This window comes from Paracoccus solventivorans (genome assembly GCF_900142875.1).
Taxonomy (GTDB): domain Bacteria; phylum Pseudomonadota; class Alphaproteobacteria; order Rhodobacterales; family Rhodobacteraceae; genus Paracoccus; species Paracoccus solventivorans.
In genome coordinates, this window is record NZ_FRCK01000001.1 from 625,849 (window position 1) to 646,575 (window position 20,727).

Genomic DNA, 20,727 nt, shown 5'->3' on the forward strand with positions numbered 1-20,727 from the left:
CCTCACGTTGCGCTGTCATCGGCCCAGCATCATGTCGGGCAGGAAGGTGGTGATCTGCGGAAAGGCGAACAGCAGCGTGACGGTGACCATCTCCATCAGGACGAACCAGCTGGCACCGCGGAACACCTGCGTCAGCGGGGTCTGGCGGTCGATCCCCGCGATGACGAAGCAGTTCAACCCTACGGGGGGCGTCATCAGCCCGATCTCGCACATCTTGACGCAGAGGATGCCGAACCAGATCGGATCGAACCCCAGGTGCTGCACGGTCGGGAACATGATCGGCAGGGTGATGACCATCATCGAGAACGCATCGAGGAACATCCCCAGCGGGATATAGGCCAGCAGCAGCAGCGCCACGACCGCATGAGGCGGGATGCCGGATTCGCCGATGGCCCCGGCAATCTGCTGGGGCAGCTGCACCAGCGTCAGGAAATAGCTGAAGATGCCCGCGCCCAGCATGGTGAACAGGATCATCACCGTGGTGGTGATGGTCGAGCGGAAGCTTTCCACGATGGCCGGCATTACCCCCAGCCGCAGTTCTGCCAGCAGCATCAGCAGCGCGGCGACCGCGCCCACGGCGGCGGCCTCGGTCGGCGTCATCAGCCCCAGGTAGATGCCGCCCAGCACCACCAGGAACAGCACCACCACCTGCCAGGCGCGGGTGGTGGCCGACAGCCGCTCGGCCCAGCTGGACCGCGGCGCCAGCGTGGCGCGCGGCATCAGGCGCCCGGCGATCACCCGGATCCCCAGCATGAACACGATGGTGGTCAGGATGCCGGGCACGAAACCCGCGACCAGCATCTTGCCGGCGGACACCTCGGTCAGGGCGGCGTAAAAGATCAGCAGCACGCTGGGCGGGATCAGCACCCCCAGCACGCCCCCCGCGGCGACGCTGCCCGCAGCCAGCGCCGGATCATAGCCCGCACGCCGCATTTCCGGCAGCGCGACCGAACCCACGGTGGCCGCCGTCGCCACCGACGACCCCGAGGTCGCCGCGAAACCGGCGCTGGTCAGGATCCCGGCCATGGCCAGCCCGCCCGGCATGTGCCCGACCCATCTGTTCGCGACCTCGAACAGCCGCCGCCCGATCTGGGCATGATGGGCGAAGGCCCCCATCAGGATGAACAGCGGAATGACCGTCAGGGTCGAGGTCGCCGTGGTCGAGTAGCTGAAGGATTTCAGCCGGTTCAGCAGGAACGCCAGGTTCTCGACCATGACGATTCCGGCCGCGCCGGACAGGGCCAGCGCCGCGAACACCGGGGTGCCCAGGGCCAGCAGGACAAAGATCAGCGCAACGGCGACCGAGGCCGCAATAATCGGGTCCATGGGTGCCTCAGTATTCTACGGGGGCGGGATGGGATTCGGGCAGATCGCGGTCGGTCGCGACCAGCACCGCCTTGACCACGGCCTGAACCGCAGCGAACCACAGCCCGGCGGCCAGCGCGATCTTGGTCCACCAGATCGGGATCTGCACGACGCCCCACCGGAACTCGCGGATCGAAAAGGAATAGGCGGCCTCTTGCGTCGAGGGCCAGGCCAGCAGCAGGAACACCAGCGCCGCGCACAGCCACGCCAGTCCCCCGGCCAGCCGCCGCGGCCGCGGCGCCAGCCGGTCGGTCAGCATCGTCACGCGGATATGGGCGTCGTCGCGCAGGGTCCAGCCCAGCCCGAGGAACACGACCATGACCATGCTCAGTTCGGACATCTCGAACAGGCCCGGCACGCTTTGGCCGTAAATGGCGCGGGCGGCGACATCCGCCGTGACCCCGAACATCAGGATGGCCATGAAGACCATGGCGACCCAGCCCAGCACGTCTGAAACACGGCGGACGGTGGCATTGAGGATATCCATCTCGTCTCCTTTGCGGTTGCAGGGCGGCGGCCCGGGTCAGGGCCGCCGCCGCTATCCGCGCTCAGGCGCCCGCGGCGATTTCCGAGGGGCGCAGCATCTTGCCGTTCGGATCGTGCTTCGCGATCGCCTCGTCGATCAGGCGCTGCATCTCGGCCCCGTCGATGCCCGCGGGGGTGGCAACCCCGTCGATCCAGGCCTGAACCTCGGCCGGCTGGACCTTGGCGCGGGCGGCCGCCAGCTCGTCGGCGGGGAAGGTGGCGAAATTCACGCCTTCTTCCTTGGCGGTGACGACATATCTGGCCAGCGCCTCGTTGTAGATCTCGACGAACTTGCCGGCGTAAAGCTCGTCGGCGAGATCACCCAGGACCTTGCGCACGTCGTCGGACAGGCCGTCGTAGACGCGCTTGTTCATCACCACCGCCGCGGGACCATGCGGGCCGTCGCCGATATCATAGAAATTCGGCGCGACCTCGTGCAGCTTATAGGCGATTGCAGTAATGAAATCAAAGCCGTAGACCCCGTCCAGCACGCCGCGTTCCAGCGACTGATAGACCTCGGGCGCGGCCATCGGCACCGGGATGCCGCCCAGACGCTCGATCACGTCGGTGGCAACGCCGTAGCCGCGGATGCGCTTGCCCTTGATCTGTTCCAGCGAGGTGATCGGTTCGCGCATGACCAGCGGCGCATAGTTCCAGGTCGTCCAGTACAGCATCTGCGAACGGTGGCGCTGTTCCCATTCGTCGCGCAGCGGCTGGAACTGTTCGTAGACATCACGGCACACCAGCTGCAGCGCGTCGGAACGGTTCATGCGGAAATACCACTCCAGCCCGCGGGTCACCGGCACCTCGGCCTGATAGTAACCGGGCGAGATCAGGGTGATTTCCGAGGTGCCGTCGCGGACGGCGGCCAGATGCTCGCCCACCTTGTTGAGGCTGCTCGACCAGTAGCTGCGGACCGAGACCTCGCCGTTGGTGCGCTTTTCCAGCTCTTCCAGGAACCAGCGGTCGGTCCAGGACGGGCCGGCGGTTTCGGAAATGTAGCTGTCGAATTTCAGCGATGTGGCGGCGAATGCCGGACGCCCCCGCGACATAAGCAGCCCGCTGGCGGCAAGACCGGCACCGGCGGCGATGAATTCGCGACGTTTCATGTGGTTTCCTCCCTTTCGATTACATGGTCCCCGGGCGCTTACCGCCCCGGGGCAAGCTGCTGGCGCAGCTCGGTCTTGAGCACCTTGCCGTAGCTGTTCTTGGGCAGGGCGTCGGCAAAGACATAGCGCTTGGGGCGCTTGAAGGCGGCGATATGGCTGCGGCACCAGCCGTCCAGCGTCGGCTGGTCGCAGGCCGTGCCCGGTGCGGCCACGACAAAGGCCACGACGATTTCGCCCCATTCGGGGTCCGGGGTGCCGATCACCGACACCTCGTGGACCGAGGGGTGCAGCAGCAGCGCCTCTTCGACCTCGCGCGGATAGATGTTGGTCCCGCCCGAGATGATCACGTCCTTGGAGCGGTCGGTCAGCGTCAGGAACCCGTCCGCATCCAGCCGCCCCAGGTCGCCGGTGCGCAGCCAGCCGTCGACGACGGTTTCCGCGGTGGCTTCGGGGCGGTTCCAGTAGCCCAGCATGACGGTGGCGCCGCGGACGGCGATCTCTCCGGTTTCGCCCGCGGGCAGGGGCGCGCCGTCGTCGGCAAGGATCCTGACCTCGACCGGGGCTTGCGCGAAACCCACGGAATCGCGGCGGGCGCGCCAGTCGGGGTGGCTGTCGTCGGCGACCAGATCGCGCGGCAGCGCGGTGATGGTCATCGGCGTCTCGCCCTGCCCGTAGATCTGGACGAAGCGCGGGCCGAACTGGGCCAGCGCTTCGTTGATGTCGGCGCCGTACATCGGGCCGCCGCCATAGACGATGGTGCGGATGCCCTCGCCCCGATAGCCACAGGCCTTCGCCGCCGTTACCAGCCGCTTGATCATCGTCGGCGCCGCAAAGAAGCACAGCCCGCCCAGCTCGCCGGCCAGCGCGATGATCTCTGCCGGGTCGAAGCCGCCCGATGCCGGGATCACATGCGCCGCGCCCGCCCGGATGAAGGGCAGCGCGTAAAGCCCGGCGCCGTGCGACATCGGCGCCGCGTAAAGACTGTGGTCACCGGGGGCGATGTGGTCCACGTCCATCGTATAGGCCATCGCCATCGCCAGCAGGTTGCCGTGCGACAGCATTACCCCCTTGGGCCGGCCGGTGGTCCCCGAGGTGTAGAACAGCCACGCGACCGCCCCCGCCTCCAGCGCCGGCGGGGCGGACAGATCCTCCCCCGGTGCCGCCGCGTGACGATAGAGGTCCGAGTCGATGGCGATTTCCTCGCAGCCCGCGGGCAGCAGGCCGGCGCCGTTCATCTCGCCCGCACGGGTCAGCACCAGCCGCGCGCCGCAATCCTCGATGATCCAGGCGGCCTCGCGCGGGTGCAGCTTGTAGTTGATCGGCACCACCGTGGCGCCCAGCCACCAGCAGGCGTGGATGATTTCCAGATACTCCGGGCAGTTCGCCGCGAACAGCGCCACCCGGTCGCCCGCACCCACGCCGCGCGCGCCCAGCTGCCGCGACAGCGCCTGCGCGCGGCGCGCCAGCGTGGCATAGTCGCAGACCAGCGTACCGCCCAGCTTGACGGCGGCGGCCCGGGGGCGCGCCCGCGCGGTCTGGTAAAGCCAGTGCGCGATGTTCATCAGGTGCGATCCGCGGCAAGGACCGAGGCGAAGTTGGCCACCGCCGCGCCGCCCATGTTGAACACCAGCCCGTGTTCCGCGCCCTTGCGCTGCATGTCGCCGGCCTGCCCGGTCAGCTGGCGGAAGGCCAGCGCGTGCATGGACACGCCGGTCGCGCCGACCGGGTGGCCCTTGGCCTTGAGCCCGCCCGACAGGTTCACCGGGGTGCGGCCGTCCGCGAACACGATGCCTTCGTCCAGCGCCCGTTCGCCCTGACCGGCAGGGGCCAGGCCCATCGCCTCATAGATCAGCAGCTCGGCGATGGTGAAGCAGTCGTGGACCTCGGCGAAGTCCAGATCGGAAACCGTGATCCCGGCCTCGGCATAGGCCGCCGAAATGGCGCGGCGTGGGCCGTCGAAGGACAGGAAGTCGCGCTTCGACATCGGCATGATGTCGCTGACATGGGCGGTCCCCGCAAAGCGCACCCGCCGCGAAGCGTCCGCGGCGGCGCGGGCCGATTGCAGCACGATGGCCGCGGCGCCGTCGGTGATCAGCGAACAGTCGGTCAGCCGCAGCGGCGGCGCGATCTCGGGGTTGCGCTCGGACACGGTGGCGCAATCCTCGACGCTCATCGGGCGGTGCATCTGGGCCAGCGGGTTCGCCATGGCGTTGCCGTGGTTCTTGGACGCGATCCGCGCCATCGCCGGCAGCGGGTCGCCGTAGCGGTCGCGATACTGCTGTGCGGCGATGCCGAACAGCTGCGGAAAGCTCAGCGCGGCCTCGGCCGGGTCGTTCTGATAGCCGGCGCCGGCCAGCGCCCGCGTGACCTGCTCGGTCGAGTTCGAGGTCATCTTCTCCGCGCCCACCACCAGCACGGTGTCGGCCTTGCCGGCAAGGATTGCGTTCATCCCCGCAAAGATCGCCGCCGCCCCCGAGGCGCAGGCGTTTTCACAGCGCGTCGCCGGCTTGTAGCGCAGGCCCGGATCGGCCTGATGCACCAGCGAGGACGCGAACCCGTCCGGCACCAGCCCGGAATTGAAATGCCCCAGGAACACGGCATCGACATCGGCCCCGCCCACGCCCGCATCCGCCATCGCCTCGCGCGCGGCATCGACGATCAGGGTTTCCAGATTGTCGGCCAGCCGGCCAAAGCGCGTATGCCCGCTGCCGGTGATAAAGATGTTCTGCGTCATGCTGTCCGCTCCTCCATGGGGGGCGATCATGCCGCTGGCGGGCAACTGCATCTATTCGTAGTACTACCTAGTGGACTACGTAGCGGGGCCAAAGCCATGTCGTATATCGAGCAAGCCTTTCTCGCCGCCCCGGTGGCGCTGCTGCTGACCAGCCACCGCGTGATGGTCGAGTTCAACGACGCCTTCATGGCGATGTTCGGCTATGGGCGCGAGGCGATGCAGGACCGCTCGGTGCGGATGCTCTATCCCACGATCAGCGATTACGAGGCGATCGGCGCGCGGGCCGAGGCGTGGCTGCGCAGCCACGCCGACCACGAGGACCAGCGCTTCATGCAGCGCCGCGACGGGGAAATCTTCATGGTCCACGCCCATGGCCGGACCCTGACCCCGCATGACCCGTTCGCGCTGATCGCCTGGGTGTTCGTGGAATCCGCCGGCGCCCGCAGCCGGGTGGACCGCCTGACCCAGCGCGAACGCGAGATCGCCAACCACATCGTGAACGGGCGCAGCTGCAAGGAAATCGGGCAGCTGCTGGGCATTTCCCACCGCACGGTCGAGGCCCACCGCGCCGCCGTCATGCGCAAGGTCAACGCCCGCAACACCGCCGATCTGGTCTCCAAGGTGACGCTCAGCTGAACCGGGACCCGGCGACGGCGTTGGGAAAATCCGTGCCGGGCGCGCGGACAAGGTTCCCGCGCCGCCCGCGCTGCCCCATACTGACCCGGACCACCGGACCCGACGGAGGAATACCCATGCGCAGGATCACCGCAATCGCGCTCGCCGTGCTGACGGGGCTGGCCGCCCCCGCGGCGGCGCGCGACATCGTGCTGTCGTCCAAGATCGACACCGAGGGCGCGCTGCTTGGCAACGTCATCCTGCTGGCGCTGCAGGACGCAGGGCTGCCGGTCGAAAACCGCCTGCAGCTGGGCGGCACCCCCATCGTGCGCGACGCGATCCTGTCGGGGCAGATCGACCTTTATCCCGAATACACCGGCAACGCCGCCTTCTTCCACAACGAGGCCGACAGCCCGGTGTGGAAGGACGCGGCGCAGTCGCGCGCCCGCGCGGCGGAACTGGACGCGCCGCAGGGCATCGTCTGGCTGGAGGCCGCGCCCGCCAACAACACCTGGGCCATCGCGCTGCGCCGCGACCTGGCCGAGGTCGAGGGGCTGGCAACCATGTCCGATTTCGGCCGCCATGTGGCGGGGGGCGGCGCGGTCAAGCTGGCGGCCTCGACCGAGTTCGTGACCTCGCCCGCGGCGCTGCCGGCGTTTCAGGCCGCCTATGGGTTCACGCTGCGCCCCGAGCAGCTGGTGCAGCTGGCCGGCGGCGACACGGCGGCAACCATCGCGGCGGCGGCGCAGCAGACCTCGGGGGTGAATGCGGCGATGGTCTATGGCACCGACGGCGGCATCGAGCCGGCGGGGCTGGTGGTGATGGAGGACGACAAGTCCGTGCAGCCCTATTATCAGCCCGCGCCGCTGGTGCGCGCCGAGGTGTTGCAGGAATATCCGCAGATCCCCGAGGTACTGGATCCGATCTTCCGGCAGCTCGACCTGGAAACGCTGCAGGAGCTCAACGCCCGCATCCAGGTGGGGGGCGAGCCGGCGGGGGCCGTGGCGCAGGACTGGCTGACCCGGCAGGGGCTGATCGAGTGACGGCGTTTCGGTGAGCGCGGCCCCTCGGATCAGCCGGCAGGGGCTGCTGTTCGCCCTGATCGGGCTGGCGGGGCTGGCGCTGCCGCTGGTGCAGCTGCGCCCCAACCGCATCGTCCCCGGAGAGCCGCTGTCGCTGCCCGCTTCGCTGGGGTGGCCGGGCTGGGCGCTGGCCGTGCCGCTGGCCGCGGCGCTGCTGGCGCTGCTGCCCGCGCGGCTGCCGCCATGGGCCGGGCTGGCGCTGGGGCTGACGGGCGCGCTGCTGTCGGTGCTGGCGCTCGGCTGGGCCGCAACTGCGCTGATCGCCCCCGATGCGCCGCTGGCGCGAGTGTCGCCCGCCGCCGGGTTCTGGCTGCTGCTGCTGGCGTTTGCGCTGGCCGCCGCCGATGCGCTGGCGCGGCTAGCGCCGCCGGTGGCGTGGCGCTGGGGCTTGCTGCTGGGCACGGTGCTGGCGGGGGCGGCGATCCTGTCCTCGGGCGTGCTGGGCGACATCTCGGTGATGCGGGAATACCAGTCGCGGCACGACGTGTTCTGGCGCGAGGCCGGGCGGCATCTGCTGCTGGCCTTCGGCTCGCTGGGGCTGGCGCTGGCGACGGGGCTGCCGCTGGGGGTGCTGGTCCATCAGGTGCCGCGGTTGCGCGGCGCGGTGCTGGGGGCGCTGAACGCGGTGCAGACCGTGCCCTCGCTGGCGATGTTCGGCATCATGATCCCGCTGTTCGGCTGGATCGCCGCGACGGTGCCGGGCGCCGCGGCGGCGGGTGTCGCAGGCATCGGCGCCTTTCCGGCGCTGGTGGCGCTGTTTCTGTATTCGCTGCTGCCGGTGGTGTCGAACATGGCGGTGGGGCTGGCCTCGGTCCCCCCGCCGGTGGCCGAGGCCGCCGCCGGGCTGGGCATGACGCGCGCGCAGCGCCTGTGGCGGGTGGAACTGCCGCTGGCGCTGCCGGTGGTGCTGGCGGCGGTGCGCATCGTGCTGGTGCAGAACATCGGGCTGACGGTGATCGCCGGGCTGATCGGCGGCGGCGGCTTTGGCGCATTCGTCTTTCAGGGACTGAACCAGACCGCCATGGACCTGGTGCTGCTGGGGGCGCTGCCGACCATCGCGCTGGCGCTGGTCGCCGGCGTGGCGCTGGGGCTGCTGACCGCGCAGGCCGGTGGCGCACCATTGGAAAGGACCGCCCCCGCATGATCGAGATCGAGCATCTGACCCGCCGCTATGGCCCCCGCGCCGTCGTCAACGACGTGTCCCTGACCGTCCAGCGGAGCGAGATCGTGGCGCTGGTCGGCACCTCGGGCTCGGGCAAGACCACGCTTTTGCGGATGATCAACCGGCTGGTGGAACCGAGTTCCGGCCGGGTGCGCATCGCCGGCACCGACACCGCCACCCTGCCGCCGCACCAGCTGCGGCGGCGGATCGGCTATGCGATCCAGGGGCATGGGCTGTTTCCCCACCGCAGCGTGGCGCAGAACATCGCCACCGTGCCGCGGCTGCTGGGCTGGGACCGCGCCCGTATCGACGCGCGGGTGGACGAGCTGCTGGACCTGTTCCAGCTGCCGCCCGAGGAGTTTCGCGACCGCCGCCCGCAGGAGCTGTCCGGCGGCCAGCAGCAGCGCGTGGGCGTGGCCCGCGCGCTCGCCGCCCGCCCGGAACTGCTGCTGATGGACGAACCCTTCGGCGCGCTCGACCCGGTGATACGGGCGCAGGCGCAGCAGGACCTGCGCCGCATCCAGCGCGAGCTGGGCACCACGCTGCTGCTGGTCACCCACGACATGACCGAGGCGATGTTCCTCGCGCATCGCATCGCGGTGATGGATGACGGCAGGCTGCTGCAATGCGCCCCCGCGCGTGACATCCTGACCCGCCCCGCATCCCCGCTGGTGCAGGCGCTGGCGGGGGAACAGGCGCGGCCGTTCCACCTGCTGTCGCTGTCGCAGGTCGCCGATCTCGCGCAGCCCGGAACCGCCGAGGGGCCGCCGCTTGCGCCCGAGACATCCCTGCGCGACGCGCTGGCGCAATGCCTGTGGAGCGGGCGCGACGCCCTGCCCGTCGCCGGCGGCGGGGTGGTGACGCTGGCGGCGCTGCGGCAGGCGGCGTCCGGGGAAACAGGCCGAACCGGCGCCGGAGCATCGGTCAAGGCAGGCGTCCCTTCCCCGCCCGCATCGCCGCCGGCGCCGCAATGATCGGCCGTGCCGCATTGGCCGCGGCGGCACTGCTGCTGGCCGCGTTCCTGATCTCGCCCGACAGCTTCGCGCCGCTGCTCGAGCCGCTGACCCGGCGCGGCGCGCCTGCGGTCTATACCCAGACCAGCCTGTGGTCGCTGACCGTGTCGCATCTGGCGCTGGTGGCGGGGGCGATTGCGGCCTCGGCGGTGATCGCGGTCGGGCTGGGGGTGCTGGTCACCCGCGATTCGGGGCGCGATTTCCTGCCGCTGGCGCGGATGGTGACCGCGGTCGGGCAGACGTTTCCGCCGGTGGCGGTGCTGGCGCTGGCGGTGCCGGTGCTGGGGTTCGGCGACTGGCCGACGCTGCTGGCGCTGTTTCTGTACGGGCTGCTGCCGATCTTTGAAAACACCCTCGCCGGGCTGACCACCCTGCCGCCGCAGGTGGTCGAGGCCGCGCGCGGCATGGGCATGACGCCCGCACAGCGCCTGTGGCGGGTCGAACTGCCGCTGGCGCTGCCGGTGATCCTGTCCGGGGTGCGGCTGTCGGCGGTGATCGCGCTGTCCACCGCGGCCATCGGTTCCACCGTCGCCGCCCATACGCTGGGCGAGGTGATCATCGCCGGGCTGCTGTCCTCGAACGCGGCCTTCGTGGTGCAGGGCGGCGCGGTGATCGCGACGCTGGCGCTGCTGATCGACGCCGGCTTCCGTGCCGCCGAAAGCGCCGCCCGCAGCCGTGCCGGCTTCTAGGCCCGACGCTTGCGGCGCGAGGCGAACGGGCCAAAGGGGATTTCCGGCGGTGCGAAACTGTCGGGCGTGGCGCGTTCCCAGCGGTCGTACCAATCCTCGAGCCCCGGGATTTCCTCATCCGCCAGCAGGAAGCCGCGCGGCAGATAGGGATAGACCTCGTTGCCGTCGCGAAACCCGGTCGTTTGCCGGAACATGAAGTGATAGGGCATGAAGTCGCTGGGATCGGCCAGCCCCGCCGCGCCCGCGATTTCGCCCAGCGCGTGCATGGTGTTGCGGTGGAACCGCGCCACCCGGTCGCTCTTGTCGCCCACATCCACCGCGCGCTGGCGCACCGGGTCCTGAGTGGCGATGCCGACCGGGCATTTGTTGGTGTGGCAGGCCTGCGCCTGGATGCAGCCGATCGCGAACATGAAGCCGCGGCCGGAATTGCACCAGTCGGCGCCCAGCGCCAGCGCCCGGGCGATGTCATAGGCCGAGATGATCTTGCCCGCCGCGCCCAGCCGGATCTCATCCCGCAGCCCCGCCCCGCGCAGCGCGTTATGCACGAAGGTCAGTCCTTCCAGCATAGGCATCCCCACGCGGTTGGCGAACTCGACCGGGGCGGCGCCGGTGCCGCCCTCGGCCCCGTCGATCACGATGAAATCCGGCAGGATTCCGGTCTTGAGCATCGCCTTGATCATGCTGAGAAACTCGCGCCGGTGCCCGATGCACAGCTTGAAGCCGACCGGCTTGCCCTGCGACAGCGCGCGCAGCTCGCCCACGAACTCCATCAGCCCGACGGGGGTAGAAAACGTACTGTGCGCGGGCGGGGAAATACAGTCGATGCCCATCGGGATACCGCGCGCCTCGGCGATCTCGGCCGAGATTTTCGACGCCGGCAGCATCCCGCCGTGGCCGGGCTTGGCGCCCTGGCTCAGCTTGATCTCGATCATCTTGATCTGCGGGTCGGCGGAGAGTTCCGCGAAACGTTCGCGCGAGAAGCTGCCGTCGGGGTTGCGGCAGCCGAAATATCCCGAGGCAATCTGGAAGACCAGATCGCCGCCGCCCTGCCGGTGATAGCGGCTGATCCCGCCCTCGCCGGTATCATGGGCAAAACCGCCCTTCCGCGCGCCCTTGTTCAGCGTCAGGATGGCATTGCCCGACAGCGCGCCGAAGCTCATCGCCGAGATGTTGTACAGGCTGGCGCTGTAGGGCTGGCGGCAGGCGCTGCCGCCGATGGTCACCCGGAAATCGGAATCGGCGTTGTGCACGGGGGTGGCCGAATGGGTCAGCCAGGAATAGCCCGAGCCATAGACGTTCTCGATGGTGCCGAAGGGGCGCTTGTCCTCGACCCCCTTGGCGCGCTGATAGACCAGCGCCCGGGCCTGCCGGCTGAAGGGCAGTTCGTCCTGGTCGCCCTCGAACATGTATTGCCGGATCTCGGGGCGGAAGTTTTCCGCCAGAAAGCGGATATGGCCGATCACCGGATAGTTGCGCAGGATGGCGTGGCGGCGCTGGATCAGGTCGCGCACCCCCAGCGCCGACAGCGGCAGGAACAGCGCCGCCGCCAGCCACAGCCAGGGGCTGAACAGCACCGCCCCCGCCAGCGCCAGCAGCGCCGCCAGCAAGATCAGCGCAAAGATCGTATAGCGTTCGTAATTCCGTATCATGCCGCGAATCCGCCCCACTCCCCCGGCCGGCCGCCGGCCCGCCCGCGGGGACTTTGGTCCCCGGCCCCGAGGGTTGCAAGACCGGCCATGCCCGCCCGCCCCCGCTACGGTCCACGGCGTGAAATAAGAAATATCGTCGCCCTGCCGGCGGGTTGCGGGAACGGTTTCACTGACGCGCCGCAGCCCGCGGGACGGGCGGTCGCGCCACCCTGCCGCGGGCGGGAAAGCTGCGGCGGGCCGCGGCGGGGGCGGGCAGCCCCCCGCTCTGGCCGGAGCGTACCCGCTACCCTAGATCGCCGGAAACGGCGTCGAGGCAAGCCCCGCGCCGCGCATCGCGCATGAACGGCAAGGAGGCCCCGATGACCCGCATCGTTTTCGCCACGCTGGCGGCTGTTGCACTGGGCGGCATGGCAGGCGCCGCAAGCGCCGGGCCGCTGCTGACCCCTTCGGCGCTGGCCGCACAGACGGAAGAGCAGCCGATCATCCTCGACATCCGCGACACCGGCTATGAGGACGGCCATGTGCCGGGGGCGATCTGGACCCCCTACGCGACCTTTCGCGGCCCCTCGGACAACCCCGGCGCGGTGCCGGACGTGGCCAAGCTGGAAGCGGCGTTCGAGCAGTTCGGGCTGGAACAGGACCAGCCCATCGTGATCGTCCCCGAAGGCCGCAGCGACACCGATTTCGGCGCCGCCGCCCGCGTCTACTGGACCCTGAAATCCACCGGCTTCACCGATCTCGCGATCCTGAACGGCGGCACGCAGGCGTGGTCGGCCGCGGGGTTCCCGGTCGAGACCACGACCAACAACCTGCTGGCCTCGGATCTCGATCTGAGCTTTTCGGACCGATGGCTCGCCTCGGCCGAGACGGTGGCGGCGACCGTCGCGGGCAGCCATGAGGCGGTGCTGGTCGACGCCCGCCCCGAGGATTTCTTTACCGGGCGCAGCAAGCACGACCTGGCCGTCAAGCCCGGCACCCTGCCCGGCGCCCGCAACCTGCCGCATGGGCAGTTCTTTCAGGCCGGCAGCCCGGTGATCGCGCCGGAACTGGACGCGGGGCCGCTGCGGCAGGCGCTGGGGCTGGACGCCGCGCCGGGGCGCGAGGTCGTGGCCTTCTGCAACACCGGCCACTGGGCGGCGACCGAATGGTTCGCGCTGTCGGAACTGGCCGGGATCGAGGACGTGAAGCTTTACCCCGGCTCGATGGTGGAATGGTCGCAGGCGAAGCAGCCGATGGAGAACACCCCCACGCTGCTGAGCAACCTGACCCGCCAGATCTTCGGGGACTGAGATGAGCAGCACCGTCGCAATTCCTGCAACCGAGGCAAGGCGCCGGCTTGGCGCCCTGCCGCTGACCCTGCTGCTGCTGGCCGGGCTGGCCGGAACCGCGCTGTTCGCGGGCGCCCGCTTCGGGCTGGTGCTGGCGCTGGGGCTGGGCTTCGGCCTTGTGCTCGAAGGGCTGCGCTTCGGCTTTGCCGGGCCGTGGCGCGCGATGATCGAGCGCCGCGACCCCGGCGGCATCCTGGCGCAGCTTTTGTCCATTGCGCTGGTGGCGGCGGTGGCGCTGCCGCTGCTGGCGACCTATCCCGATGAGCTGGTCGGCGCGCAGGGCCGCATCGGCTGGGCGATGGTCGGCGGCGCCTTCGTCTTTGGCGCGGCGATGCAGATCGTGCTGGGCTGCGGCTCGGGGACGCTGGTGAACGCGGGCTCGGGCAATGCCGTGGCGCTGGTGGCGCTGCCGCTGTTCTGCGTGGGCAGCCTGCTGGGCAGTATCCATCTGGGCTGGTGGACGGAACTGGGGGCATTGCCGCCCATCGTGCTGTCGGGCGGCGCCGGGCTGGCGCTGACGCTGGTGGCGCTGGCGGCGGTGGCGGTGCTGGTGGTGGCGCTTGCCGCGCCCGGCACGCGGCGCATCCAGCGCCACCACCTGCTGGCGGCGGTGCTGCTGGCGGGGCTGGCCATCGGCAATCTGGTGGTGGCGGGCCAGCCATGGGGCGTGGTCTACGGGCTGGGGCTGTGGGCGGCCAAGGGCGCTGCGGCGCTGGGGGCGGACCTGTCGGGTTCCGGCTTCTGGGCGGCGCCGGTCAATGCCGCGACGCTACATGGCAGCATCCTGACCGATTATACCTCGCTGACCAATATCGGGATGATCCTCGGCGCGGCCTGGATCGCCAGCCACCGCGCCGGCTCGCTGGACCAGCCCGCCCCGCGGCTGCCGCTGCGCGGCTGGGTGGCGGCAGCGCTGTCGGGGCTGGTGCTGGGCTATTCCTCGCGCCTCGCCTTCGGCTGCAACGTGGGCGCGCTGTATTCCGGCATCGCCACCGGCAGCCTGCACGGCTGGGTGTGGTTCGCGGCGGCGTTTGCCGGCTCGGCCTTTGGATTGCGGCTGCGGCCCTGGGCCGGGATGGAGGGCAAGCGATGACCCGCCGCCACATCATGTTCGCCGCCTGTGGGTTGCTGGCCGCGATGCTGGCGCTGGACCTGCGCGCCTCGCCCCCCAACCCCTACAACGCGCCGGCCGTGCTGGCGCTGGGGTCCGGCGCTGCGCCGGTGGGCGGCTTTTGCGGCGCACCGGCGGGACTGCCAGGGTCGTAATCCCGGCGTCAGGGCTGCTCGATCCCCAGCCGCGCAATCATCAGGTCGCGCTGGTGCAAGGCGCGGCGGGCGGTGTCGGGGTTGGCGGCGGCGCAGGCGTTGACCAGACATTCCACCGCCACGATGAAACCGCCGATGCTGTTCGACAGAAAGCTGGTCTCGTGCGGGACCAGCAGCGCCGCCCGCGCCCCGGTCGCCAGTTTCGAATTGGCGCGGTCGGTCAGCGCGATGGTCGCCAGCCCCATCCGCCGCGCCTCGGCCGCCACCGCCACCACCTGCGCCGAATAGGGCGCGCAGCTGGTCGAGATCAGCAGCCCCTCGGGCCCCAGCAGCGCCAGCCCCTCGGCCACGCCCAGTCCGCTGCCGTCCAGCAGCGACACGTCCGAGCGGATCATGCGCAGCCCGTAGACCAGGAACGAGGCCACCGCGTGGAACTGGCGGATGCCGTGCACCGCGATGCGCGGGGCGGCGACGATCAGTTCCACCGCCGCAGCCAGCGCCGCCTCGTCCAGCGTGTCGGCAAAGCGGCCGATGTTGTCCTGGTTTTCCCGGCACAGCCGCACGGCACCCGCGGCCAGCGAGCCGCCGCCTTCCAGTGCCGCCCGGGCGCGCTGCGAATAGAACGCCCCCGTGCCCTGCAGCGAGGTCGACAGCAGCACCTGTTGCAGCGCCGGAAACCCCGGATAGCCCAGCGAGCGCGCCAGCCGGGTCAGCGTCGAGGGGCTGACCGACAGCCGTTCCGCCAGCCGGGTGATCGACAGCAGCGCCGGATCGCCGGCCAGATCCAGCATCCTCGCCAGCGTCGCCCGCGCCCTTGCCCCCAGCGCCACCCGCGCATCGCCCTGCGCAATGTCCTGCGCCAGCGCGCGCAGCTCGGCCAGCGTCTCAGGCGGTGCCGCTATAGCGTGGGGGGCCGGCTGCGCGGTCATGGATGCTCCAGTCAAGGCCCGCGCCGTTCAGGGTAAAGACGGCGGTGCCAAGGGTGTTTTCTTCGTCCGGGTCGTCGGCGTCGTCGCGCCGGATCGGCAGGCCGGGGCCAGAGCGGTCGCGCAGGATTTCCAGCGGCGCGCGGCCCTCGGCCAGCAGCCGGTCGCCCCAGGCCTGACGGTCGCGCGAGGAGTCGGTGACGATCTGCCCGGCCAGCCCGCGCGGCAGGTACAGCGCGTGGTTGGCGTGCAGCGCAGGGGCGGTGATTTCGCGCACCGAACACTCGCCGCCGCCGTATTCCACCGACAGGATGCGACCGTCGCCGCGCTGCATCAGCCCGAAATGGAACGCGCCCGAGGGCGCGTCCTGCAGGATCCCCAGCGCCTCGGCCAGCGTCCCCGCCGCCAGCACCGCCCGGCCCAGCACCATGCGCGGGATCTCGGCCTCGACCCCGGTCAGGCGGATGTTGTTGACGGTCTGCACCAGCCCGGCATCGGTAAAGGCAAAGGTATGGCCGGGGATCGAGCCGGGATAGCAGAAGCTGCGAAACCCCGGCTGCCCCTGCGGCGCGACATCGGCGATGAAGCAGGCGCCGCGAAAGAACGGCAGCCCGTCCTCGTTATGGGCCAGCGTGGGCGTGTCGCCCGGGACCAGCACCGTGGTGCAGCCGTCGGGGACCGAGGCCAGCAGATCGCCCCGGCAGTTCCAGGCGAACACCTGTTCCACCGGCAGGCCCAGCCCCTCGGCCAGCCCCTCGATTTCCGCCCAGATCGCGGGGAAACCGGCGCGGGTCGCCTGCGCCATCCGCGCCACCCGCGCGGCGTGGCGGTCCGAGACCAGCTCCTGCCACAGCGGATGGCCCGGCAGGTGCCGCAGCACCGCCGCGCGCCCCGCGCGTCCCAGGGCCAGCCCGATCTCTCGCGCCGGTCCCGACAGGGTTTGCCAGCCCAGTTCGGGCGACTCATTCGACATGTTGCAGAAAATCCTTCAGCCGCTCGCTGGGCGGGTTGGTGATCACCTCGACCGGGTTGCCGTCGACCGAGATCTTGCCGTGCTCCATGAAGATCAGCCGCGTGCCGACCTGGCGGGCGAAGCTCATCTCATGGGTGACCACGACCATGGTCATGCCCTCTTGCGCCAGCTGGCGCATGACGGTCAGAACCTCTTGCTTGAGTTCGGGGTCCAGGGCGCTGGTCGGTTCGTCGAACAGCATCACCTTGGGCCGCACCGCCAGCGCCCGGGCGATGGCGACGCGCTGCTGCTGGCCGCCCGACAGTGCCGAGGGCACATGATGGGCGCGTTCCTTCAGGCCGACCTTGTCCAGCAGTTCCAGCGCCTGCGCCTCGGCCTCGGCCCGGCCAAGGCCGCGGACCTTGCGCGGGCCGAAGGCCACGTTCTGCAGCGCGGTCATCTGCGGGAACAGGTTGAACTGCTGGAACACCATCCCGGCCTCTTGCCGGATCCGGCGCAGCTGGCGGCCGCCTTCGCGCACGGAGATACCGTCCACGATCAGGTCGCCGCCGGTGATCTGCTCCAGCCCGTTGATGCAGCGCAGCAGCGTGGATTTCCCCGACCCCGAGGGGCCGATCAGCACCACCACCTCGCCCTGCTCGATGGACAGATCGACCTGGTCCAGCACCTTGAGATCGCCGAAGTGCTTGGAGGTCTTGCGAAACTCGATGATGCTCACAGGATCCTCATGCGGTTTTCGATCAGCCGAAGGATGGCGGTCAGGGTGCCGGTCATGATCAGGTAGATGACGGCGACGGCGGTCCAGATTTCCACCGCGCGGAAGTTCGAGGCCATGATCTCCTGCCCGGTCCGGGTCAGCTCGCCCACCCCGATCACGATGAACAGCGAGGTGTCCTTGAGGCTGACGATGAACTGGTTGCCCAGCGGCGGGATCAGGCGGCGGAAGGCCAGTGGCCCGACGATATGGGCCAGCACCTTCCAGTGCGGCAGCCCCATGGCCAGCCCGGCCTCGGTCAGCCCGCGCGGGATCGACAGGAAGGCGCCGCGCACGATTTCCGCGATATAGGCGCCCGCGTTGACCACGATCGCCAGGATGGCGGCGGTCATCGGGTCCACCCGCAGCCCGGTCAGCACCGGCATGGCGAAGTAAAGGAACATCACCTGCACCACGATCGGGGTGCCGCGGATCAGCTCGATATAGACGAATGCGATGGCGTTCAGCACGCGCCCGCCATAGGCGCGCATCAGCCCGGCGATCAGGCCGAGGATGGTGCCCCCCACCAGCCCCGCCAGCGCGATCAGGATGGTGACGCGGGCGCCCGCGGCAAGCTGCGGCAGAAAGCCGGGGACGACGGACCAGTCGATTTCCAAGGGAACCTCCGTTCAGGACGGCACGAGACGGGCTTTGAGGGTGGGCCTTGGGGGCGGGCGCGCCGCCCCCACCCGACGCGATCAGCTGGTCGGCGGCTTGGTGCCGAACCATTTCTCGTAGATCGCGTCGTAGCGGCCGTCCGCCTTCATCTTGGCCAGCGCCTCGTTGACGCTTGTCACCAGCTCGCTGCCCTTGGGGAAGGCGATGCCGTATTCATGCGCCATCATCTGTTCGCCCACCGCCTTGACCTGGCCGTTGCCGGCAGTGGCGATGTAGTAGAGCACGTTCGGGGTGTCGTGCATGGCGGCATCGACGCCGCCGGTGCGGACCTCGAGATAGGCGTTGTCGATGTTGGGGAACTTGCGCAGCTCGGTGTCCTTGAAATGCTCTTCGGCATAGTCCGAGGCCGAGGTGCCGGTCTTGACCGACAGTTTCTTGCCCGCAAGGTCGGCGGTGCCGGCGATGTCGCTGTCGGCGGGGACCATCAGCATCAGGCCGCTGTCGTAATAGCCGTCGGAAAAGTCGATGGCCTTGCGGCGTTCGTCGTTGATGGTGATCCCGGCCAGCGCCACGTCCACCTGTCCGGTCTGCAGCGCCGGGATGATGCCGGCGAAATCCATCGGGCGCAGCTCGTAGGACACGCCAATGTCCTGCGCGATCGCATCCCACATGTCGATGTCGAAGCCGACGTATTTGTCGCCCTCTTTGAACTCGAAGGGGACAAAGGCGGTGTCGGTGGCGACGATCAGGTCCTTGGCCTGCGCGGCCCCGATGCCAAAGGCAAAGCTGGCGGCAGCCGCCAGCGCGAGCAGTTTCTTCATCTGACTTCCTCCCAGTCGGCGGGCGGTGTCCACCCGGCCATGCAAAAACATTTGCGCAATCCGGGTTAAAAAGCAATTAATTTTGCGCAGCTGCGCGGAAAACTCCGATCCCCGGGAAAACCGCGTCAGGAGCCCGGCTGCGCGCCGCCGCCGCCGCAGATTTCGCAACCGGGGCGGGCAGAGAGGGTGATGCGGCGGGTCTCGCCCCACAGCCCGTCGAGAATCAGCATCTGCCCGCGCAGGCCGGCCCCCGCGCCGCTGTCGGCGATGCCGGCAAGCTGCTTGATCGCCTCAAGCGCGAGCATGCTGCCGATCACCCCGGGCAGCGCCCCCACCACCCCGGATTCGGCGCAGGACAGCGCCAGCCCGGGCGCGGGCGGCTGCGGGAACAGGCAGCTCAGGCAGGGGCCGCCGCGGGCGGGGTCGTACAGCGCGACCTGCCCTTCCCATTGCGCGATCGAGCCGGCGAGCAGCGGCACCCCGGCCGCCACGCAGGCCACATTGATCGCCCGGCGCGAGGCAAAGCTGTCGGTGCCGTCGATCACCAGGTCATGCGCCCCCACCAGCGCCGCGTCGTCCTCGCGGATGCGGCGGAACAGCGGCGTCACCCCCACATGCGGGTTCAGCCGGGCCAACGCCTCGGCCGCGGCCTCGACCTTGGGACGGCCGACGTCGGCGGTGGCGAAGATCACCTGCCGTTGCAGGTTGGACAGCCCCACGGTGTCGTCGTCGGCCACGGTGATCCGCCCCACCCCGGCCGCGGCCAGATACAGCAGCACCGGCGACCCCAGCGCCCCGGCGCCGGCGACCAGCACCCGCGCCTGCCGCAGCCGCCGCTGCCCGCGCCCGCCCAGTTCGCGCAGGACGATATGGCGGGCGTAGCGGTCGAGCTCGTCATCCGACAGCGGGGAATCGGGGTCGGCGGGGGTGGCGGCAGGGGGTGCCGCGCTGGTTGCAGGGGCAACGACTGCGGCGGGATTGATCTGGGCGGGCGCGACGGCAGCTGCGGCTGCGGTAGGCGCGGCCTCGCGCTCGGGCTGGGTCAGCAGCGTGCAGCGCCCCCCTTCCCACCCGTCCGCGGCGGGCTCGGCGGGCGCGGGCACGGCGCGCGGGATCAACGTCCCGCCCCCCTCGCCCGCCAGCGGCGCCGAGCGTCGCCGCAGCCGGCCGAGGGCCGCGGTATAGCCCAGCACCAGCGCCGCCACCCCCACCGCCGGCACCCACAGGTCCGAGGGCATGAAGGGCCGCCCGCCGGCCTGGCGGTGCCACAGCCCGGCCAGCCCCGCGATCCAGATCGCCGCCAGCACCGCGGACAGCACGCCCGCGCCAAAGCGCCAGCCCACCGCCAGCGCCGCCAGGATCAGCACAACGGTCCAGACCATCGCCTAGCCCTCCACGCCGCTGCCGGTGGAACCGAAGCCGCCCTGCCGCTGGCTGGGGCGGGAAAACGCCGCGACCTCGGCCAGCTGCGGGCGCACCACCGGCACGAACAGCAGCTGGGCGATGCGCTCTCCGGGCTGGATCACAATGGCGGGGCCGCCGGGCGGGTTGCGGTTCCAGGCGCTGACCAGCAGCTGATCGGTGTAATCGGCATCGATCAGCCCGACGGCATTGCCCAGCACCAGCCCCTTGCGATGCCCCAGCCCGGACCGCGGCAGCACCAGTGCCGCCAGATGCGCATCCGCCATGTGCAGCGCGATGCCCGAAGGGATCAGCTGCGCCGGGGCGCCGGGGTCCAGCGTCAGCTCGGCGTCGATACAGGCGAACAGGTCCAGCGCCGCCGCCATCGAGGTCTGATAAGCGGGCAGGCCCCAGTCGCGCAGCCGGGGGTCGAGGATCTTCAGCTCTACCAGAGGGGTGGGGTTGGGGGTCATTGTGTCCGGCCGGGCAGGTTTCGCCCGAGGCTTACGCCATCGCCGGGGCAAGGTCACGCGCTGGCGATGCGGGACGGGCGGGAAAGATGGGGGCGCTGCCCCCGCGCCCGTACCGGGCGCTCCCCCGGGATATTTCTGCACCAAAGACGGGGCGGGCGCGGGGCGACGGGCGCGGCGCGGGCGTGCGGTCACGCGCTCGCGCCTTGCCGATGCGGGTCGGGGCC

At 70.3% G+C, this 20,727-nt stretch carries 21 protein-coding genes; 8 read left to right on the forward strand and 13 right to left on the reverse strand.

Annotated features, from left to right (window positions below; genetic code table 11):
- Positions 1-15: 15 nt before the first annotated feature.
- The 5 genes from BUB57_RS03095 to BUB57_RS03115 form a co-directional block, all read right to left on the reverse strand.
- Positions 16-1,326, reverse strand: a complete 1,311-nt coding sequence (locus BUB57_RS03095; protein WP_073061814.1) for a TRAP transporter large permease — start codon at positions 1,324-1,326, stop codon at positions 16-18.
- Positions 1,327-1,333: 7 nt separating this feature from the next.
- Positions 1,334-1,852: a TRAP transporter small permease subunit gene (locus BUB57_RS03100; RefSeq protein ID WP_073061818.1), complete on the reverse strand. Its 519-nt coding sequence runs from the start codon at positions 1,850-1,852 to the stop codon at positions 1,334-1,336.
- A 61-nt stretch (positions 1,853-1,913) separates the two neighbouring features.
- Entirely contained in the window at positions 1,914-2,999 is a 1,086-nt protein-coding gene (locus BUB57_RS03105; RefSeq protein WP_073061821.1) for a C4-dicarboxylate TRAP transporter substrate-binding protein, read from the reverse strand.
- A gap of 38 nt (positions 3,000-3,037) precedes the next feature.
- Positions 3,038-4,561: a class I adenylate-forming enzyme family protein gene (locus BUB57_RS03110; RefSeq protein WP_073061825.1), complete on the reverse strand. Its 1,524-nt coding sequence runs from the start codon at positions 4,559-4,561 to the stop codon at positions 3,038-3,040.
- Positions 4,561-5,733 (reverse strand): thiolase domain-containing protein, encoded by a 1,173-nt coding sequence (locus tag BUB57_RS03115; RefSeq protein ID WP_073061827.1) that lies wholly within the window; start codon positions 5,731-5,733, stop codon positions 4,561-4,563. The genes BUB57_RS03110 and BUB57_RS03115 overlap by 1 nt, the downstream gene beginning before the upstream one ends.
- 96 nt (positions 5,734-5,829) lie before the next feature.
- Here BUB57_RS03115 and BUB57_RS03120 point away from each other — a divergent pair, with 96 nt between their 5' ends.
- The 5 genes from BUB57_RS03120 (at position 5,830) to BUB57_RS03140 (ending at position 10,294) form a co-directional block, all read left to right on the forward strand.
- Positions 5,830-6,369, forward strand: a complete 540-nt coding sequence (locus tag BUB57_RS03120) for a LuxR C-terminal-related transcriptional regulator (RefSeq protein ID WP_073061829.1) — start codon at positions 5,830-5,832, stop codon at positions 6,367-6,369.
- Between the two features lie 116 nt (positions 6,370-6,485).
- Positions 6,486-7,391 (forward strand): glycine betaine ABC transporter substrate-binding protein OsmF, encoded by a 906-nt coding sequence (gene osmF, locus BUB57_RS03125; RefSeq protein ID WP_073061833.1) that lies wholly within the window; start codon positions 6,486-6,488, stop codon positions 7,389-7,391.
- 10 nt (positions 7,392-7,401) lie between these two features.
- Complete coding sequence (locus BUB57_RS03130; RefSeq protein ID WP_073061836.1) at positions 7,402-8,574, forward strand: ABC transporter permease; 1,173 nt, start codon at positions 7,402-7,404, stop codon at positions 8,572-8,574.
- Complete coding sequence (locus BUB57_RS03135; RefSeq protein WP_073061839.1) at positions 8,571-9,566, forward strand: ABC transporter ATP-binding protein; 996 nt, start codon at positions 8,571-8,573, stop codon at positions 9,564-9,566. Before BUB57_RS03130 ends, BUB57_RS03135 begins: the two co-directional genes overlap by 4 nt.
- Positions 9,563-10,294 (forward strand): ABC transporter permease, encoded by a 732-nt coding sequence (locus tag BUB57_RS03140; RefSeq protein ID WP_073061843.1) that lies wholly within the window; start codon positions 9,563-9,565, stop codon positions 10,292-10,294. The genes BUB57_RS03135 and BUB57_RS03140 overlap by 4 nt, the downstream gene beginning before the upstream one ends.
- On the opposite strand, the gene BUB57_RS03145 is transcribed toward BUB57_RS03140, so the two are convergent.
- Entirely contained in the window at positions 10,291-11,943 is a 1,653-nt protein-coding gene (locus tag BUB57_RS03145; protein ID WP_073061846.1) for an FMN-binding glutamate synthase family protein, read from the reverse strand. The two genes, BUB57_RS03140 and BUB57_RS03145, sit on opposite strands and share 4 nt — an antisense overlap.
- A 359-nt stretch (positions 11,944-12,302) precedes the next feature.
- On the opposite strand from BUB57_RS03145, the gene BUB57_RS03150 reads away from it, so the two are divergent.
- From BUB57_RS03150 to BUB57_RS16695, 3 genes are read left to right on the forward strand one after another with little or no spacing between them, the layout of a single operon-like run.
- Entirely contained in the window at positions 12,303-13,232 is a 930-nt protein-coding gene (locus tag BUB57_RS03150; RefSeq protein ID WP_073062111.1) for a sulfurtransferase, read from the forward strand.
- A gap of 1 nt (position 13,233) precedes the next feature.
- Positions 13,234-14,364 (forward strand): YeeE/YedE thiosulfate transporter family protein, encoded by a 1,131-nt coding sequence (locus BUB57_RS03155; RefSeq protein WP_073061850.1) that lies wholly within the window; start codon positions 13,234-13,236, stop codon positions 14,362-14,364.
- Positions 14,361-14,537 carry a hypothetical protein gene (locus BUB57_RS16695; RefSeq protein WP_159435547.1) on the forward strand — a complete coding sequence of 59 codons (177 nt, stop codon included), beginning with the start codon at positions 14,361-14,363 and terminating at the stop codon, positions 14,535-14,537. The genes BUB57_RS03155 and BUB57_RS16695 overlap by 4 nt, the downstream gene beginning before the upstream one ends.
- 8 nt (positions 14,538-14,545) lie before the next feature.
- Here the strand turns inward: BUB57_RS16695 and BUB57_RS03160 are convergent, their stop codons facing one another.
- The 7 genes from BUB57_RS03160 to dut all read right to left on the reverse strand — a co-directional run bounded on the left by BUB57_RS03160 (position 14,546) and on the right by dut (position 20,503).
- On the reverse strand, positions 14,546-15,466 hold the full coding sequence (locus BUB57_RS03160) for a MurR/RpiR family transcriptional regulator (protein WP_073061853.1): 921 nt from the start codon (positions 15,464-15,466) through the stop codon (positions 14,546-14,548).
- Complete coding sequence (locus tag BUB57_RS03165; protein WP_073061856.1) at positions 15,423-16,436, reverse strand: C45 family autoproteolytic acyltransferase/hydrolase; 1,014 nt, start codon at positions 16,434-16,436, stop codon at positions 15,423-15,425. Before BUB57_RS03165 ends, BUB57_RS03160 begins: the two co-directional genes overlap by 44 nt.
- Entirely contained in the window at positions 16,426-17,154 is a 729-nt protein-coding gene (glnQ, locus tag BUB57_RS03170) for a glutamine ABC transporter ATP-binding protein GlnQ (protein ID WP_073061859.1), read from the reverse strand. The genes BUB57_RS03165 and glnQ overlap by 11 nt, the downstream gene beginning before the upstream one ends.
- The gene (gene glnP / locus BUB57_RS03175) at positions 17,151-17,807 is read right to left on the reverse strand and encodes a glutamine ABC transporter permease GlnP (protein ID WP_073061862.1); all 657 of its coding nucleotides are present in this window, start codon (positions 17,805-17,807) and stop codon (positions 17,151-17,153) included. Before glnP ends, glnQ begins: the two co-directional genes overlap by 4 nt.
- A gap of 81 nt (positions 17,808-17,888) precedes the next feature.
- The gene (glnH, locus tag BUB57_RS03180; RefSeq protein WP_073061864.1) at positions 17,889-18,629 is read right to left on the reverse strand and encodes a glutamine ABC transporter substrate-binding protein GlnH; all 741 of its coding nucleotides are present in this window, start codon (positions 18,627-18,629) and stop codon (positions 17,889-17,891) included.
- A 125-nt stretch (positions 18,630-18,754) separates the two neighbouring features.
- On the reverse strand, positions 18,755-20,011 hold the full coding sequence (locus BUB57_RS03185; RefSeq protein ID WP_073061867.1) for a HesA/MoeB/ThiF family protein: 1,257 nt from the start codon (positions 20,009-20,011) through the stop codon (positions 18,755-18,757).
- A 3-nt stretch (positions 20,012-20,014) separates the two neighbouring features.
- Entirely contained in the window at positions 20,015-20,503 is a 489-nt protein-coding gene (gene dut, locus BUB57_RS03190) for a dUTP diphosphatase (protein ID WP_073061870.1), read from the reverse strand.
- Positions 20,504-20,727: the final 224 nt, after the last annotated feature.

Bases quoted from the DNA above. Each gene is read 5' to 3' on its own strand.
- BUB57_RS03095 (WP_073061814.1), bottom strand. From the start codon at position 1,326: ATGGACCCGATTATTGCGGCCTCGGTCGCCGTTGCGCTGATCTTTGTC.
- BUB57_RS03100 (WP_073061818.1), bottom strand. From the start codon at position 1,852: ATGGATATCCTCAATGCCACCGTCCGCCGTGTTTCAGACGTGCTGGGC.
- BUB57_RS03105 (WP_073061821.1), bottom strand. From the start codon at position 2,999: ATGAAACGTCGCGAATTCATCGCCGCCGGTGCCGGTCTTGCCGCCAGC.
- BUB57_RS03110 (WP_073061825.1), bottom strand. From the start codon at position 4,561: ATGAACATCGCGCACTGGCTTTACCAGACCGCGCGGGCGCGCCCCCGG.
- BUB57_RS03115 (WP_073061827.1), bottom strand. From the start codon at position 5,733: ATGACGCAGAACATCTTTATCACCGGCAGCGGGCATACGCGCTTTGGC.
- BUB57_RS03120 (WP_073061829.1), top strand. From the start codon at position 5,830: ATGTCGTATATCGAGCAAGCCTTTCTCGCCGCCCCGGTGGCGCTGCTG.
- osmF (WP_073061833.1), top strand. From the start codon at position 6,486: ATGCGCAGGATCACCGCAATCGCGCTCGCCGTGCTGACGGGGCTGGCC.
- BUB57_RS03135 (WP_073061839.1), top strand. From the start codon at position 8,571: ATGATCGAGATCGAGCATCTGACCCGCCGCTATGGCCCCCGCGCCGTC.
- BUB57_RS03140 (WP_073061843.1), top strand. From the start codon at position 9,563: ATGATCGGCCGTGCCGCATTGGCCGCGGCGGCACTGCTGCTGGCCGCG.
- BUB57_RS03145 (WP_073061846.1), bottom strand. From the start codon at position 11,943: ATGATACGGAATTACGAACGCTATACGATCTTTGCGCTGATCTTGCTG.
- BUB57_RS03150 (WP_073062111.1), top strand. From the start codon at position 12,303: ATGACCCGCATCGTTTTCGCCACGCTGGCGGCTGTTGCACTGGGCGGC.
- BUB57_RS03155 (WP_073061850.1), top strand. From the start codon at position 13,234: ATGAGCAGCACCGTCGCAATTCCTGCAACCGAGGCAAGGCGCCGGCTT.
- BUB57_RS16695 (WP_159435547.1), top strand. From the start codon at position 14,361: ATGACCCGCCGCCACATCATGTTCGCCGCCTGTGGGTTGCTGGCCGCG.
- BUB57_RS03160 (WP_073061853.1), bottom strand. From the start codon at position 15,466: ATGACCGCGCAGCCGGCCCCCCACGCTATAGCGGCACCGCCTGAGACG.
- BUB57_RS03165 (WP_073061856.1), bottom strand. From the start codon at position 16,436: ATGTCGAATGAGTCGCCCGAACTGGGCTGGCAAACCCTGTCGGGACCG.
- glnH (WP_073061864.1), bottom strand. From the start codon at position 18,629: ATGAAGAAACTGCTCGCGCTGGCGGCTGCCGCCAGCTTTGCCTTTGGC.
- BUB57_RS03185 (WP_073061867.1), bottom strand. From the start codon at position 20,011: ATGGTCTGGACCGTTGTGCTGATCCTGGCGGCGCTGGCGGTGGGCTGG.
- dut (WP_073061870.1), bottom strand. From the start codon at position 20,503: ATGACCCCCAACCCCACCCCTCTGGTAGAGCTGAAGATCCTCGACCCC.